This is a genomic window from [Chlorobium] sp. 445, from assembly GCA_002763895.1.
Taxonomy (GTDB): domain Bacteria; phylum Bacteroidota; class Chlorobiia; order Chlorobiales; family Thermochlorobacteraceae; genus Thermochlorobacter.
In genome coordinates this window covers 44957-58650 of sequence record NSLH01000017.1, presented here as the reverse complement: position 1 = coordinate 58650, position 13694 = coordinate 44957, and the positions used below count along the sequence as shown (strand labels likewise).

The following is a 13694-nucleotide window of genomic DNA, read 5'->3' as shown; positions in this document are numbered from 1 at the left end:
GAACTTCGCATTAGCGATTAGATTGTGAAGTGCGACGAAACGTGCTTGAGACTTTCTCCAAAACTTTCTTGGTCAAATTATGTTCTTCGTTAGCGTAGAGCAGAAGTGTATCTGAAGCTCTATCAAAAACGAAGTCATATCCTTCCGCTGTTGCAACTTCCTTGAGCGAAGCAAAAATTCGGTCTTGAATGGGTCGCATCAATTCCGATTGCTTGCGGAAGTATTCTCCATCTACGCCAAATTTTTGATTTTGATACTCTGAAATTTCTCTCTCTGCAGCAAGCAGCTCATTCTGCTTTTGCTTCTTGATTTCATCAGTGTAAAGAATTTCGCGCGTGCGGTAGTCTTGAAAAAGTCTCTCCAAGTTTTCGCGTTTCTTTTAATCTCAGCCTGCCACTCGTTAGAGAGTGCCTCTAACTTGCGCTTTGCATCTTGTGCTTCGGGCAGAGCATCAATGATAACTTGCGAGTCAATAAATCCTATTTTTTGTTGAGCAAGCAGCGTGTCGCACGCAACGCATAAATGCAAAATTCCTAAGAGCCCTATTGCAAGCGTAATGCGAGGCATTGCGTATAAATTTTGAGCCGTGAAAGTAGCAAATTTTTAGGCTTTCTTCAAGCCCCACCTGTGTCTATACGACTGCAAACGACATCTGAATAAGTACGAACTTTACGAAGTTTTGTCGAGAAAGGTTGTGCGGAGTTACTTTTTTCCGCATCGGAAAGAGCGTATATTTGAACGAACTGCTAAAACAGCAGGATTGTCTTTGTAAGCTTGTAATCGTAGTCTTTGTAAAATTAGCAACTAATTCCATAGGAGGATTTTCCAATGAGAGTGTTTCTTTCGCTTCTTCTTGTCTCGTCAATTACTGTGTCAGTAATCGGTTGTGGTGGCGGTGGCGCAGCCAAGCAAGCCGAAGACGAATTTACTGAAGTCAAGCAGATGGCGCCTGAACTGTATACGCTCGCTGAAACCATCAACAAAAAGGGAGGTATTGCAGAAGTCGCTTACTCTGAGTCACCACGCCAAGATTTTGCAGAGCAAAAAGCTGTGATGGAGTGCCAGCGCAAAATCTCAGAGCGCTATGAAGCCAAAGTGCAAACCCTGACCAAAAAGTTTGCGGAAGAAATTCAAGGCAATACCTCAGCAGGTGGTCCTGAAATCAACGAAGCTTTTACCAATGTCATGAAAGTCAGCAGTAAGAATGTTTTGCAAGGCGCAACGAAGCTCGCTCCGCCAAAAAGCCTACAAAAAGAAGGACGGACAATATCGTGTCTATGTGGTCTATGGAATGGATCCTGATATGCTTAATCAATCAATCATTGATCAAACAAAAACTAATCCTAAGCTCTACGAGAGATTCCGCGCATCACAAGCCTACAAAGAACTCGAAAAAGAAATGGCGGAATACGATAGTAAGTAAGATAGGGCACAAAGTCGGAGGGCGAAGCAAACCTTCGCCCTTCTTTTTTGAGGGGCATGAACAAGTCGCTTCCTGCCAATCTCTCTAACCAGTTGTTGTATGAAGTACCTGCTGCTGCTATCCGCTTGGCTCTTGCCTCTGGGGCTGCAAGCCCAAGTCTATCCTGAGTGGTTTCTTTATCCAGCACGATATCCTCATCATGTTATAGGGTTTACATACAACCGTACCCCAGCTGAAATTGATGGTGCACGCATGTATTGCGTCTATCAAGAGTGTATTGCAGATGGCAAATACATTGTCTATACCAATGAGAATGACGACCGCTTCTTAATCGAGAGCGACTATTACTACTACTTCCCTGATAGTCTGTTGCAAACAGTTCAAGAAAGACTGCAGCGAGTCGATTGCTTTATTACAAGTGTAGCACGGCGTGACATGGCTTGCCTGTTCTCACTGGATTCAGCTATCGATGTGCCAAGAAACTTCATAGATATTTCAAAGTTGCCAGAGCCTGACTGGATTAAAAAGCGGTTTTGGATAGAAAATGGATACGCTTATGGCGTAGGGTTTTATACGTCGCAAGGCAATAAAAACGACGCATGGAAAACTGCTGAAGAGCAAGCCTTTTTTGCCATTATGACCAATACAGTTGCCAAGTTCTACTCGATTCGTCTGGCTCGAGAGAGCAACATTGCGCGTGAGCGACTCTATGAGACTGCAACAGCACTGAAACTCAAGTTTCAACTAAAAAACCTTGAGGTGTTAGAGCGATGGAATGCTGTGAAAGATGAGTTGTTTTATGTGCTCGTGCGCATCAAGCAATCTGACATTCGCTCGCCCTTTCTTGTGTCGCAAAGCAATCAGCAAGATTCACTGCGATCGCTGTTGCGCAAACCTACACCAGCACCAAAACGTGCCCTGCCTGCGTTAATGAAAGGAAAGAACTAAGCTTCGCCTTGAAGAAGCACATGCTTTGCAAGCCCTTTGTTCAGAGACACGGCAACAATCCTTGTCTGTATTGTTTTAGCGCCCGCGCAGCCAGGTAGAAATTGCTCTTGAAATGCACTAACTTATTGGCACTTTGCTAAACTCAAACCGAAGCGATTAAAAAAGCTATGAACGAGGAAAGAGAAAGAGAAGACTATCCACGAAATGGCAGCGCGCAAAAAAACGGCGCAGCAGATTCAGATGATGAAAAAATTTACTTGCCTGAAAAAGGCAGCATTGGTGCAAAGATTCGTGAGCGCAACAAAAGTCGCACCATCTTTGGCGGACTGACTTTCACAGAAATTACAGGCTATGGCTTTGCTGTGCTCTTTTTTGCACTGGCGATTGGTGTCTACTTCCAACTTGGACGTAATCCTATCACAGAACAGTATGGCACAACGCTTGCAGCGGTGCTGGCACTCTACGGCATCTATCGCTTTGTCAGAACACAGAACTGGACGAAGGCACGGCTGCGACGCACCGAACTACGCAAGCACCGCGAAAAACTTCAGCTCGATGAATTGGATGATGAAGAGCAATCGTAATAGCTAACACACGGCATCCTAATTTTTTTCTTGTATCGTTAAAGACTTTTTGCTATTATTCATCAGTTCTAAAATAAAAATGAACACACGCGCACCGCGCAGGTTAAAGCAGAAGTATCGCTTTACGCAAGTGAGCACAGTAAAAATGAACTGTAGTAGTATGAAGTCTCTTTGCAACACTCACGCTGAATTTGGCAACCCAGTTAGCTTTAGCTTCTGGGAAAGCGCAACCCGCTACAGTGGGTGTGTGCAAGCCCCAAGACACGCAACATCTGAAATCCCAAAGTACCTTTCTCTAAGCGCTAACATTGCACATTTTTCTACACACCAAGCAAAGCAAGTACATTTGCTCTTTCCTACATTTTTCAAGACAAGCAGACTCAAACATAAATCTGTTTGAGACTATCATCATCAAGATGCAGTGCCTGATGATAAGTAATGTGCAATGCAAACATGGAATTAAAGGAATTAAATAAGGTTGCAAAGGTTGCACAAAAAGAGAGCAGACCGCACCAATCAGTTGGTGAAGTGCTGAAAAGTCTGCTGCTCTTAACAAAGCCAACAATTATGCTGCTGGTTGTCTTATCGGCAGCTGTAGCACTGTGCTTGGAAGGCAGTGTGCTGCACGATCCACTGCAGTTTGCGCTCATTCTCTTTGCAGTCTATCTCACAGGTGGGGCAGCAAATGCGCTCAATCAATACTTTGAGCGCAATGTCGATGCGCAGATGGCACGTACCAAATTGCGCCGTCCGTTGCCGCAAGGCAAACTCACACCAAATCAAGCCCTTGGCTTTATTGTCATTATTGCAACGGTGGGTATCGGCATTTTCGCTCTTGCCTTTAATTGGCTTAGCGCGCTCATTACGACAGGGACGATTCTTTTTTACGGATTTTTCTACACGCTTTGGCTCAAACCGACAACTCCACAAAACATCGTCATCGGTGGCGCGGCTGGCGCAATGGCGCCTATTGGGGTGTGGGCAGCTATAACAGGTAATGTTGCGCTAGAAGCCTATCTGCTGTTTGCAATTGTGTTTTTTTGGACACCTCCGCACTTCTGGGCATTAGCGATTTTTTGCAAAGAAGATTACTTGAAAGTCAATTATCCAATGATGCCCGTGGTAAAAGGCGACGACGAGACCATGCGGCAAATTCTGATTTACACTTTCATTACAATCGGTGTAACAGTAGCTTTAGCAATTGTCATTGAGAGCTATGTCTTCGGTGCTGTGGCGCTGGGGCTTGGTGTGCTCTATGTTAAGAAAACGCTTGGTGCACGAAGACATCGCACCAAAGAAGCAGTGCGTGCCCTGTTTGGGTATTCTATTGTCTATCTCTTCGGGCTATTTGCAGCACTGATTGCAAGTAGCACAGCAACGCATTTGCTCTGGAGCTAAGGTATTAAAGACGCTAACAAATTAGAAATAACCTATCTGAGGAGTTTCATATGGCGCAGTTATTTCCGCGATGGCTCAACAAATTTCCAACGGTCTTTGCAATTGGAACTGTTGGGGGCTTGGTGCTGGTCGTGCTGTTGATTTGGTATTACTGGTCGCCTAAAGCGCTGGATGTAGGCTACCGTCCCAAACAGCCAGTACCGTATAGTCATAAACTGCATGCAGGTGACTTGGGCATGGATTGTCGCTACTGCCACACAACCGTTGAAAAAGCCGCAAATGCCAGCGTGCCATCGACACAGACCTGCATGAACTGCCACGAAAAGCATGTGCTGCCGAACAGTGAAAAGCTCTTGAAGGTGCGTGAGAGCTGGACCACAGGCAAGCCAATCGAATGGATCAAAGTGCACAAAGTGCCAGACTATGCGTATTTCAACCACAGTGTGCATGTCAATGTCGGTATCGGATGCCAGAGCTGCCACGGCAATGTCGCGCAGATGGATGAGCGTGGTGTGATGCAAGTAGAAGCGCTCTCTATGGGCTGGTGCTTGGATTGTCATCGAAATCCTGATCCGCATCTGCGACCAGTCAACGAAGTAACGAATATGAATTGGGTTGTGCCAACAAATCATACAGAATTTGTCTCGGAACTTAAAGCTAAGCGCAAGATCAATCCGCCGACGGAGTGTTCGGCATGCCATCGATAAAGAGGCACATAGGAAGTTGTTAGAAAATCAAACCAAGTTTTGAAGTATGAAACGCACGCCACGACCTAAAATAGAGACGCCGCACACAGGCAAAAGATATTGGCGCGCTCTTGAAGAAGAGGCTAATTCACCAGAGTTTCAAGAGTGGGTAGAGCGAGAATTCCCCGAGAGTGCTGTGGAGATGAGCGATCCGATTTCGCGTCGCAAGTTTCTCACCATTATGGGCGCGTCGTTGCTTTTAGCAGGGCTTGCCAGTTGCCGTCGCCTGTTGAGAAAATTGTGCCCTATGTCAAAGCTCCCGAAGATATCACGCCCGGTGTTGCACAGTACTATGCAACTACAATGCCCTTTGGGCTTTCCGCTTATGGCTTGTTAGTGCGCAGCTACGAAGGCAGACCTAACAAAATCGAGGGCAATGAAAAACATCCAGCCAGCTTGGGAGCAGGCAGTGCGTTTACGCAAGCAGAAATCCTGAATCTCTATGACCCAGATCGCTCGCAGTATGTGCTCAAAGCAGGTGAAAAGCAGTCGTGGGAAGCCTTCACCGAATTTTGGCGCAATGAACTCTTGCGCTATGTCGAGAACAAAGGACAAGGCTTGGCGATTCTGACTGAATCGTTTGCCTCACCAACACAGGCGCGCTTGATGAGTGAGTGTCTCAAAGCCTTTCCACAAGCAGAAGTCGTGGCGTACGAACCCATCAGCGATGAAAACATCTTCGAAGGTGTGCGCGTGGCAACAGGTGAAAGGCTACGACCAATTTACAACTTCCGCAACGCGCAGGTCATTTTGGCACTCGATGCAGATTTCTTGCTTAAAGAATCCGAAAGCATTGTAAATGCACGTGCGTTCATTGACGGACGACGGGTAAGCTCGGAAAAAGATACGATGAATCGGCTCTATGTCGTTGAAAACGCTTTCAGTGCAACAGGAGCGATGGCGGATCATCGCTTGCGCATGCAGTCAAGACACATCGGGGCGTTCTTAGCTGCCTTAGCGATAGAGCTCAAAAATCAAGGTGTGGCGATTGCCGGGTCAGCTGCACTGAGCGCACCACAAATGGAGTTTGACAAGAAGTGGATTGCAGCTGTGGCAAAAGACCTGATTGCAAACAAAGGTAAATCGCTCGTTGTGGTGGGCAGAGAACAACCGGCACCTGTGCACGCTCTGGCGATTGCAATTAACGCAGGACTGGAAAATTTGGGCAAGACACTGTCATTTGTCCCCTTCAAAGACGCTGCACTGCCGAGCCGAAGTGAATTTGGAAAATTCGTGAAGTCAATCCATGAAGGTCAAGTTGAAACATTAGTCATATTAGGCGGCAATCCTGTCTACAACGCCCCAGCCGATTTGGACTTCAAGGGTGCCTTAAAGAAAGTCAAAACTTCGATTCACCTTAGTTATCACAATGATGAAACATCAGCACTGACCACATGGCATTTGCCGAGAGCACACTTCTTGGAAATTTGGGGTGATGCACGCGCTGCAGATGGTACAGCAAGCCTCATCCAGCCGCTTATTGCACCACTTTTTGATACGCGCTCACCCATTGAGGTCTTAAACCTAATTACCACAGGTGTCGATGCCAAAGGTTATGCACTCACGCAGGAGACATGGCAAAAACACACTGGGCTAAGTGGGCTTGCCTTTGAAGACTTCTGGCGAAAGGCGTTGCATGATGGTATCATTGAAAACAGTGCTGCACAACCTATTGTGCCAACGCTGAACACGGCAGAGCTTGCTCAGATGTTCTCACAAAAGCCGTTTGATGCTGAGACCAAAGGGCTTGAACTCTGCTTTCAGCCTTCAACGGCGACCTTTGACGGGCGATATGCCAACAACGCTTGGCTACATGAAATGCCCGAAGCCATTACCAAAATCTGCTGGGATAATGCCGCGCTCATGAGCCAAGAGACCGCGCGACAACTTGGCTTGAAATGGAAGTTCAATTTAGATGAAACACAGCGCGAAGTCATTAAGCTGCGTGTGAGAGGGCGCGAAGTTGAGCTGCCGGTGTGGATTGTGCCTGGACATGCTGACGGCTCAATTACCGTCGCCTTAGGCTATGGTCGTGAAAGGGTAGGGCGCGTCGGTAACGGTGTAGGTGCAAATGTCTATGCCGTGCGTACCAGCGATGCTATGGACTTTTGCTCAGGCGTGGAAGTTGTAAAAACAGGCAAAACCATGCTGGTGGCTTCCACGCAGTATTACGGTTACATGGAAGGACGAACGATTGTCATTGAAGGCACACTTGCAGAGTATCAGCAAAAGCCTGACTTTGTGGATGCGCATCTGACGAAATATCCCCCATCGAAGCTCTACGAATCGCCTTACAAATTTGATGAAGGGCATCAATGGGGCATGACGATTGACCTCAATGCGTGTATTGGTTGCAATGCGTGCGTGGTAGCCTGTCAGAGCGAAAACAATGTGCCGGTAGTCGGCAAAGAGCAAACGGCGAAAGGTCGGCACATGCACTGGATTCGCATTGACCGCTATTTCTCGGGCGAAGGCGATATGCCTGAAATTGTCTATCAACCTGTGGCTTGTCAGCATTGTGAAAATGCCCCATGCGAACAAGTCTGCCCAGTCATAGCAACCGTGCATGATCAAGAAGGGCTAAATACGATGGTCTATAACCGTTGCATCGGCACGCGTTACTGCGCCAATAACTGCCCCTACAAAGTGCGCCGTTTCAATTACTTCAACTATCAAAATGATAATGTGGTCTGGAACCGTGAGATTCCTGAAATCACGAAAATGGCGATGAACCCGGAGGTAACTGTACGCTCGCGCGGTGTGATGGAAAAATGTACCTACTGTGTACATCGCATTCAGACAACGAAGATTATGGCTAAAAATGAAGGTCGAGAAGTAGTCGACGGTGAAATCATGACAGCCTGTCAGCAAGTGTGCCCAACGCAAGCCGTCGTCTTTGGCGATATCAGAGATCCAAACAGCAAGGTCTCGCAAATCAAAGCGCAGAACCGCAACTATGCACTTCTCGGTGAGTTGAATGTCAAGCCGAGAACGACCTATCTGGCTAAACTGCGCAATCCGAATCCCGAACTTGAACAACAAAAAGCATAGAGAGAAGGAGAGAAGTATGCTACGCCGTTCCGACATCTTTTTTTATGCTATCAGCACTGGTCGCATTTGTGCTGGCAAATGTATTGCTACTGAGTGGTAAGTTCAATGAAGCGCTCTTTGTCAGCCTCTGGGTGCCAACAAATCTCGTGATGGGGATTTATTTCCGAAACATTGCAACCACTATGCCAAAGGAGTAGGGCTATGGATAATCAGATGATTTTGATAGCTGGTCTTGTGGTCACGCTCCTTGCCTGCATCGGGATTTTCTTTGCCTTGCAAGAGATGAACCCAAAGAGCATTCGCGTCTTTGACTACTTCTTTCTTGGCGCGGTCATCATTGCCTATGCGTTTGGCAATTATCTCTGGTTCATTGAAAACAATCAAGATGCGGGACAGATTGTCGGCATTTGGGTCGTAGGCAGCATCTCGCTCGGGCTTTATTTCCGAAGCATTGTAACGAGAACACCAATAAATCAAGATTAACCAAACCGAAGGAGGGCGGGCAAGATGAGCGATACAGCGTTAGTGGTGTTCGGGACGATTATCACCATTCTGCTCATTGGTGGAATCGTTTTTTCACTGCTGGAATTTAAGCGCATGCACGACAATCCAAAGCTCGAGAATATGAGCGATAGGCAACCAGCAAAAGATTCCAAGCCGTCGCGCCCAGTCAAAGTCTCAAAAGATGAATACTGATTGAGGGCAGAGAGACAAATGAACATTCAAGCAAACAAGAAAGCAAAGTTTCACTGAACCGTTCAAACGAAAAGCGTTATGCAAGCAAGTACTACAGCAGTGGAAGAAAGAAAGCGGCAAGAAGCTCTTGATAAGCCGCTGATTGAAAACAACCCGACCTTCCACACGATTACGCAAGATGTGGGCGAAGTGACAGAAAATCCCGCGCGAAGGCATGGTGGATTGCGTTTGGGATTTCCTTTGCTGCGGCGCTGATGTGGTTAGGCACAATTGTCTATCTCATTTTCAAAGGCATCGGCATCTGGGGTAATCACACAACCGTCGGCTGGGCGTGGGATATCACCAACTTTGTCTGGTGGGTCGGTATCGGTCATGCTGGTACGCTGATTTCTGCGGTGCTCTTTCTGTTTCGTCAGAAATGGCGCACATCGATCAACCGCTTCTCTGAAGCAATGACTATCTTTGCGGTGATTTGTGCCGCAACGTTTGTCTCGCTGCATACAGGACGGCAGTGGCTAGATTATTGGCTCTTTCCAGTGCCCAACCAGATGCAGATGTGGACCAACTTCCGCTCACCGCTCATGTGGGACGTGTTTGCCGTGTCGACATACTTTACCGTCTCGCTGCTTTTCTGGTATGTTGGTTTAATTCCTGACCTGGCAGCGCTACGCGATCGTGCAAAACCCGGACTGCGTAAATACATTCTGGGTTTCTTTGCCATGGGCTGGCGTGGCGGCAATCGTCAGTGGAAACACTACGAAAAAGCCTATTTGATTTTAGCAGGGTTGTCGACACCGCTCGTGCTCTCCGTGCATAGCATCGTCTCGTTTGACTTTGCTTCCAGTATCTTGCCCGGCTGGCACACGACAATCTTCCCGCCTTACTTCGTTGCAGGCGCCATTTTCTCCGGCTTTGCAATGGTAATGACACTGGCTGTCTTGGCACGCATCGTCTATCCCAAAATGCAAGCCATCATCAACATGCAGCATCTGGAGAAAATGAACATCATTATGCTGGTAACTGGCATGATGGTCGGTTATGCGTACGGCTGTGAGTTCTTTATTGCATGGTATAGCGGCAACGAATATGAAGCCTCGATTTTCATCAAACGCGCAACAGGTCCTTATGCGTGGGCGTATTGGTCTATGATTTTCTGCAACGTGGTCGTGCCGCAAGTCTTCTGGTTCAAGAAATTGCGTCAGAACATTCCCGTCATGTTCGTTGCTTCCATTCTCATCAATATCGGAATGTGGTTTGAGCGGTTCGTCATTACCGTAACCTCACTCTCAACAGACTTTTTGCCCTCAAGCTGGAAATACTACAATCCAACCATCTTTGATGTGATGACCTTTGTCGGTTCGCTGGGTGTGTTTATGACGCTGTTTCTGCTCTTTCTGCGCTTCTTGCCCATGATCGCAATGTTTGAAGTGAAAGGTGTTTTGCCACAAGCTAATCCACACTGGGAAGGATATGGACAGCACCACGATGGACACCATGAACCACATAGACAAGAGAGTAAGGCACACAAGCAAGAAGCCGAACTTGCCGCGAAAGGAGGACACTAAGATGAACGAAATTCACAATCAACCTACGCAAAACGGTGGCGTGCAAACGCTCGAAGAACTCAAGCGCAAAGCAGAATCAGTCAAAGATGAAGCACGTCAGATTTTAATTGAAGCTGAAGCCGAAGCTGTGCTAGCAGAGTTCGATAATCCTGCAGAACTCTTGCGCGCCGCTGAAAAAGTGCGTGAGGCTGGCTATGACCGCTTTGAGTGCTATTCTCCTTTCCCAATCCATGGAATGGATGAAGCCATGGGACTAAAGCGTTCGCCACTTGGGTTTATCGTCTTTGGCGTCGGATTCTGCGGCTTTCTTTTTGCGATTTGGCTGCAGTGGTGGACAAACGCAGTGGATTATCCGCTGGTCTTCTCAGGTAAGCCGTATTTCAGTCTGCCTGCGTTTGTGCCGGTCATGTTTGAATTGATGGTACTCACCTCAGCCTTTGCCGCAATTATCGGTATGTTCTACCTCAACAAAATGCCCCGCTTTTTCCATCCGATGTTCTACTCCGAGCGCTTTACGGCAAAAGCAACTGACGATGGTTTCTTTATTGCGATTTTTATGTGGGACAAAAAGTTCAATGTCAAAGAAATCAAGGCATTCTTTGAGAGCATTGGGGGCAAAAACATAGAAATCGTACATCGTCCGATTGAAGAATCGGAAGTCGAAAAAGTGGCAAGCCAAAAGATGGAGGCAGTAAAATGAAAAATGTTTGCAAAGCATAAGTTGTCAGTGCTGGTGCTTGTCGGCGCGTGGATTATAGTGATGACAGTGGCGGGCTGCGGCGTACGCGGTCTACCCAGTGAAAACCCGCCGATTCACCCAAACCCAAATATGGATACGCAAGAAAAAATGAAGCCATTTCGAAAGAGCGAGTTTTTCGAAGATGGTTTAGCGATGCGTATTCCTGTGGCAGGCACAGTCGCACGCGGTGGCTTGCGTGAAAACAGCGTCTATTATACAGGCATCAGTAAAACCGGCGATACCGTCAAAGTAATGCCAGTTGACCTAACAATGGAACTTTTACAGCGCGGTCAGCAGCGTTACAACATCTACTGTGCGCCCTGCCATAGCCGCGTAGGTGATGGCAAAGGCATTGTAGTAGAACGTGCAACACAGGGCGGATACATCGTGCCGGCAACAAACTTGCATGAGCCACGCTTGCTCACCGTGCCCGATGGTCATCTCTTTGCTGTAGCCTCAAATGGGATTAGAAACATGGCAGGCTACAAGCATCAGATTTCAGTGGCAGATCGCTGGGCGATTGTGGCTTACATTCGTGCTCTGCAACGCGCGCAGCATGCTAACATCGCCGATGTGCCCGAAAACGTGCGTAAAGAACTTATCAAGCAATAAGGAGAACCTATGAGCGTTCAAGAATTCAGAATTATCAAAGATAACGGCTTTGGAAAAATTGCTCTGGGTGTAGGCTGTGCAGGACTTGCAGCCTGTGCCGTTGGTTTTGCAATAAACCGCACCGAATTTTTCCACGCTTATCTTGTCGCCTATTGTTTTTGGCTCGGCATTTCACTCGGTAGCCTCTTTTTCACCATGCTGCATCATATTGTCAGTGCAGATTGGAGCACGGTGTTCCGCCGCATCTCTGAATCACTGATGATTACCATTCCCGTCATGGCGATTCTCTTCATCCCAATCGGGCTTGGAATTCATGACCTCTATCACTGGTCGCATGCTGAAGCCGTCGCAGCAGACAAAACCTTGCAGCACAAAGCCGGTTGGCTCAACACAGGATTTTTCCTTGCACGCGCCTTCATCTATTTTGCTATCTGGACCGCACTGGCATACTCACTCTACAAAACATCGCTCGATCAAGACAAAGGCTACAACGAAAAACATCGTGCCACATTCAAAGCCATTAGCGCCCCCGGCATTCTGCTCTTTGCGCTCTCACTAACCTTTGCCGCATGGGATTGGGTGATGTCGTTAGACCCGCACTGGTATTCGACCATCTTCGGTGTCTATATCTTCGCTGGAGCATGGTGGTCGACCCTGGCTTTCATCGTGTTCTTTTCACTTTATCTGCGTGCAAATGGTGTGCTAGCACGCGAAATCAAAGTCGAGCACTATCACGATATGGGCAAATTGATGTTCGGCTTCACGGTCTTTTGGGCTTACATTGCTTTCTCGCAGTTTATGCTCATCTGGTATGGCAACATTGAAGAAGAGACCATTTTCTACAAGCATCGCTGGGAACACGGCTGGGAGTATGTCTCCATGTTCTTAGTGATTGGGCACTTTGCCATTCCGTTCTTTTCACTGCTGCCACGCGCAGCAAAGCGCAATCTTACCTTTATGCGCCTTATTTCCGCATGGATGCTCTTTATGCAGTTTGTCGATCTGTTCTGGCTTGTGATGCCAAACTACGGTGCGCACGGTGGCGAACATGCAGCGCATGGCGTACATCTCTCATGGATGCACCTAGCGACATTCCTCGGTGTTGGCGGTGTCTGCCTTTGGTTCTTCTGGCAACGCCTAACCTCAACGCCACTTTTACCAATTGGTGACGCACGCCTCAAACTTTCGCTGGAGTTTCATCAATAGGAGATGAAAAGTTTAACTAATTGAAAAATTTGCCGCAAAGGAGAACAAAGCATGATTGAAATGCAAGAAAGAAAGCAAGCGTCGGAAAATCTTAGCAAAGAAGCGCAACAAAACGCCCCTTTGCGCCCAGATGAAATTTTCGAAAAATTGGAAATCGACTATGAGCGTGAAGACGTCAATGGCGGGCGGATTATTGGCTCCTTTATCATCGGTACGATTCTCGTGGGGATCATAATGTTTGCAATCTCGCAATACTTTATCATCAGCCGTGAGCAGCAGATGTTAGAAAACGCCCTAAAGCCTGAATCGAATCTCTTGCGCGATGTGCGTCAACGCGAAGAAGGCGCACTGAATAGTTACAAAGTGATCGATGAAAAGAAAGGCCTTTACCAAATTCCAATTAGTGAAGCAATGAAAATTCTCACCGATGAAGCCTACCAGAAAAAGAAAGCCATGCTTGAGGCGCAGTCGGCTAGCGTAGAAAGCAAAGAAAAAGACAACGTGCCTAAGGTCAATTTCTCGACAAGTGAGACCAAGAGAGTAATCCAGAAATAAATTAAGCTAAGAGAAAATAACGCTTGCAAAGTAACAGAGACCAAAGTTCCACAACCGAAGGGCAGCGAACAAAAAGCAAAGCATGTTATCGACACTCTTTTTTATGGTCGTGCTAACTACAGTTGTCCTAGGACTCGGACTGCTTGGCATTACGATTGCAAGAAAGTTCAC

15 protein-coding genes and 1 pseudogene are annotated in these 13694 nt (G+C 47.2%); 14 read left to right on the top strand and 2 right to left on the bottom strand.

Annotation, left to right across the window (positions count from 1 at the left end):
* Positions 1-10 precede the first annotated feature (10 nt).
* Together CMR00_08255 and CMR00_08250 are read right to left on the bottom strand one after the other, a co-directional pair.
* Entirely contained in the window at positions 11-364 is a 354-nt protein-coding gene (locus tag CMR00_08255) for a hypothetical protein (protein ID PIO47864.1), read from the bottom strand.
* Positions 232-567 carry a hypothetical protein gene (locus CMR00_08250; GenBank protein ID PIO47863.1) on the bottom strand — a complete coding sequence of 112 codons (336 nt, stop codon included), beginning with the start codon at positions 565-567 and terminating at the stop codon, positions 232-234. Before CMR00_08250 ends, CMR00_08255 begins: the two co-directional genes overlap by 133 nt.
* 261 nt (positions 568-828) lie before the next feature.
* Between CMR00_08250 and CMR00_08245 the strand changes: the two genes are divergently transcribed.
* The 14 genes and pseudogenes from CMR00_08245 (at position 829) to CMR00_08180 (ending at position 13523) form a co-directional block, all read left to right on the top strand.
* Positions 829-1302, top strand: a complete 474-nt coding sequence (locus tag CMR00_08245; GenBank protein PIO47862.1) for a hypothetical protein — start codon at positions 829-831, stop codon at positions 1300-1302.
* 220 nt (positions 1303-1522) lie between these two features.
* On the top strand, positions 1523-2371 hold the full coding sequence (locus CMR00_08240; protein PIO47861.1) for a hypothetical protein: 849 nt from the start codon (positions 1523-1525) through the stop codon (positions 2369-2371).
* 167 nt (positions 2372-2538) lie between these two features.
* Positions 2539-2955, top strand: coding sequence for a hypothetical protein (locus CMR00_08235; protein PIO47860.1), 417 nt, complete (start codon positions 2539-2541; stop codon positions 2953-2955).
* Positions 2956-3115: 160 nt separating this feature from the next.
* The gene (locus tag CMR00_08230) at positions 3116-3355 is read left to right on the top strand and encodes a hypothetical protein (protein ID PIO47859.1); all 240 of its coding nucleotides are present in this window, start codon (positions 3116-3118) and stop codon (positions 3353-3355) included.
* 38 nt (positions 3356-3393) lie between these two features.
* Positions 3394-4353: a protoheme IX farnesyltransferase gene (locus CMR00_08225; GenBank protein PIO47858.1), complete on the top strand. Its 960-nt coding sequence runs from the start codon at positions 3394-3396 to the stop codon at positions 4351-4353.
* A 50-nt stretch (positions 4354-4403) separates the two neighbouring features.
* Positions 4404-5060 (top strand): cytochrome C, encoded by a 657-nt coding sequence (locus tag CMR00_08220; GenBank protein PIO47857.1) that lies wholly within the window; start codon positions 4404-4406, stop codon positions 5058-5060.
* Positions 5061-5106: 46 nt separating this feature from the next.
* Positions 5107-8150: pseudogene (locus CMR00_08215) on the top strand (molybdopterin oxidoreductase).
* Positions 8151-8351: 201 nt separating this feature from the next.
* Positions 8352-8633, top strand: a complete 282-nt coding sequence (locus CMR00_08210; GenBank protein ID PIO47856.1) for a hypothetical protein — start codon at positions 8352-8354, stop codon at positions 8631-8633.
* 24 nt (positions 8634-8657) lie between these two features.
* Positions 8658-8846, top strand: coding sequence for a hypothetical protein (locus CMR00_08205; protein PIO47855.1), 189 nt, complete (start codon positions 8658-8660; stop codon positions 8844-8846).
* 254 nt (positions 8847-9100) lie between these two features.
* Positions 9101-10411, top strand: a complete 1311-nt coding sequence (locus CMR00_08200) for a hydrogenase (GenBank protein ID PIO47854.1) — start codon at positions 9101-9103, stop codon at positions 10409-10411.
* A gap of 1 nt (position 10412) precedes the next feature.
* A complete protein-coding gene (locus CMR00_08195; protein ID PIO47853.1) occupies positions 10413-11111 on the top strand; it encodes a hypothetical protein in 699 nt (232 codons plus the stop codon).
* A 3-nt stretch (positions 11112-11114) separates the two neighbouring features.
* Positions 11115-11762 carry a quinol:cytochrome C oxidoreductase gene (locus CMR00_08190; GenBank protein PIO47852.1) on the top strand — a complete coding sequence of 216 codons (648 nt, stop codon included), beginning with the start codon at positions 11115-11117 and terminating at the stop codon, positions 11760-11762.
* A 9-nt stretch (positions 11763-11771) separates the two neighbouring features.
* On the top strand, positions 11772-12968 hold the full coding sequence (locus CMR00_08185; protein ID PIO47851.1) for a hypothetical protein: 1197 nt from the start codon (positions 11772-11774) through the stop codon (positions 12966-12968).
* A gap of 51 nt (positions 12969-13019) precedes the next feature.
* The gene (locus CMR00_08180) at positions 13020-13523 is read left to right on the top strand and encodes a hypothetical protein (protein ID PIO47850.1); all 504 of its coding nucleotides are present in this window, start codon (positions 13020-13022) and stop codon (positions 13521-13523) included.
* Positions 13524-13694: the final 171 nt, after the last annotated feature.

What these genes read in the sequence shown, in the direction of transcription:
- CMR00_08250 (PIO47863.1), bottom strand. Translation starts at nt 567, where the DNA reads ATGCCTCGCATTACGCTTGCAATAGGGCTCTTAGGAATTTTGCATTTA.
- CMR00_08190 (PIO47852.1), top strand. Translation starts at nt 11,115, where the DNA reads ATGTTTGCAAAGCATAAGTTGTCAGTGCTGGTGCTTGTCGGCGCGTGG.
- CMR00_08200 (PIO47854.1), top strand. Translation starts at nt 9,101, where the DNA reads ATGTGGTTAGGCACAATTGTCTATCTCATTTTCAAAGGCATCGGCATC.
- CMR00_08205 (PIO47855.1), top strand. Translation starts at nt 8,658, where the DNA reads ATGAGCGATACAGCGTTAGTGGTGTTCGGGACGATTATCACCATTCTG.
- CMR00_08230 (PIO47859.1), top strand. Translation starts at nt 3,116, where the DNA reads ATGAAGTCTCTTTGCAACACTCACGCTGAATTTGGCAACCCAGTTAGC.
- CMR00_08210 (PIO47856.1), top strand. Translation starts at nt 8,352, where the DNA reads ATGGATAATCAGATGATTTTGATAGCTGGTCTTGTGGTCACGCTCCTT.
- CMR00_08235 (PIO47860.1), top strand. Translation starts at nt 2,539, where the DNA reads ATGAACGAGGAAAGAGAAAGAGAAGACTATCCACGAAATGGCAGCGCG.
- CMR00_08240 (PIO47861.1), top strand. Translation starts at nt 1,523, where the DNA reads ATGAAGTACCTGCTGCTGCTATCCGCTTGGCTCTTGCCTCTGGGGCTG.
- CMR00_08195 (PIO47853.1), top strand. Translation starts at nt 10,413, where the DNA reads ATGAACGAAATTCACAATCAACCTACGCAAAACGGTGGCGTGCAAACG.
- CMR00_08245 (PIO47862.1), top strand. Translation starts at nt 829, where the DNA reads ATGAGAGTGTTTCTTTCGCTTCTTCTTGTCTCGTCAATTACTGTGTCA.
- CMR00_08185 (PIO47851.1), top strand. Translation starts at nt 11,772, where the DNA reads ATGAGCGTTCAAGAATTCAGAATTATCAAAGATAACGGCTTTGGAAAA.
- CMR00_08220 (PIO47857.1), top strand. Translation starts at nt 4,404, where the DNA reads ATGGCGCAGTTATTTCCGCGATGGCTCAACAAATTTCCAACGGTCTTT.
- CMR00_08225 (PIO47858.1), top strand. Translation starts at nt 3,394, where the DNA reads ATGTGCAATGCAAACATGGAATTAAAGGAATTAAATAAGGTTGCAAAG.
- CMR00_08180 (PIO47850.1), top strand. Translation starts at nt 13,020, where the DNA reads ATGATTGAAATGCAAGAAAGAAAGCAAGCGTCGGAAAATCTTAGCAAA.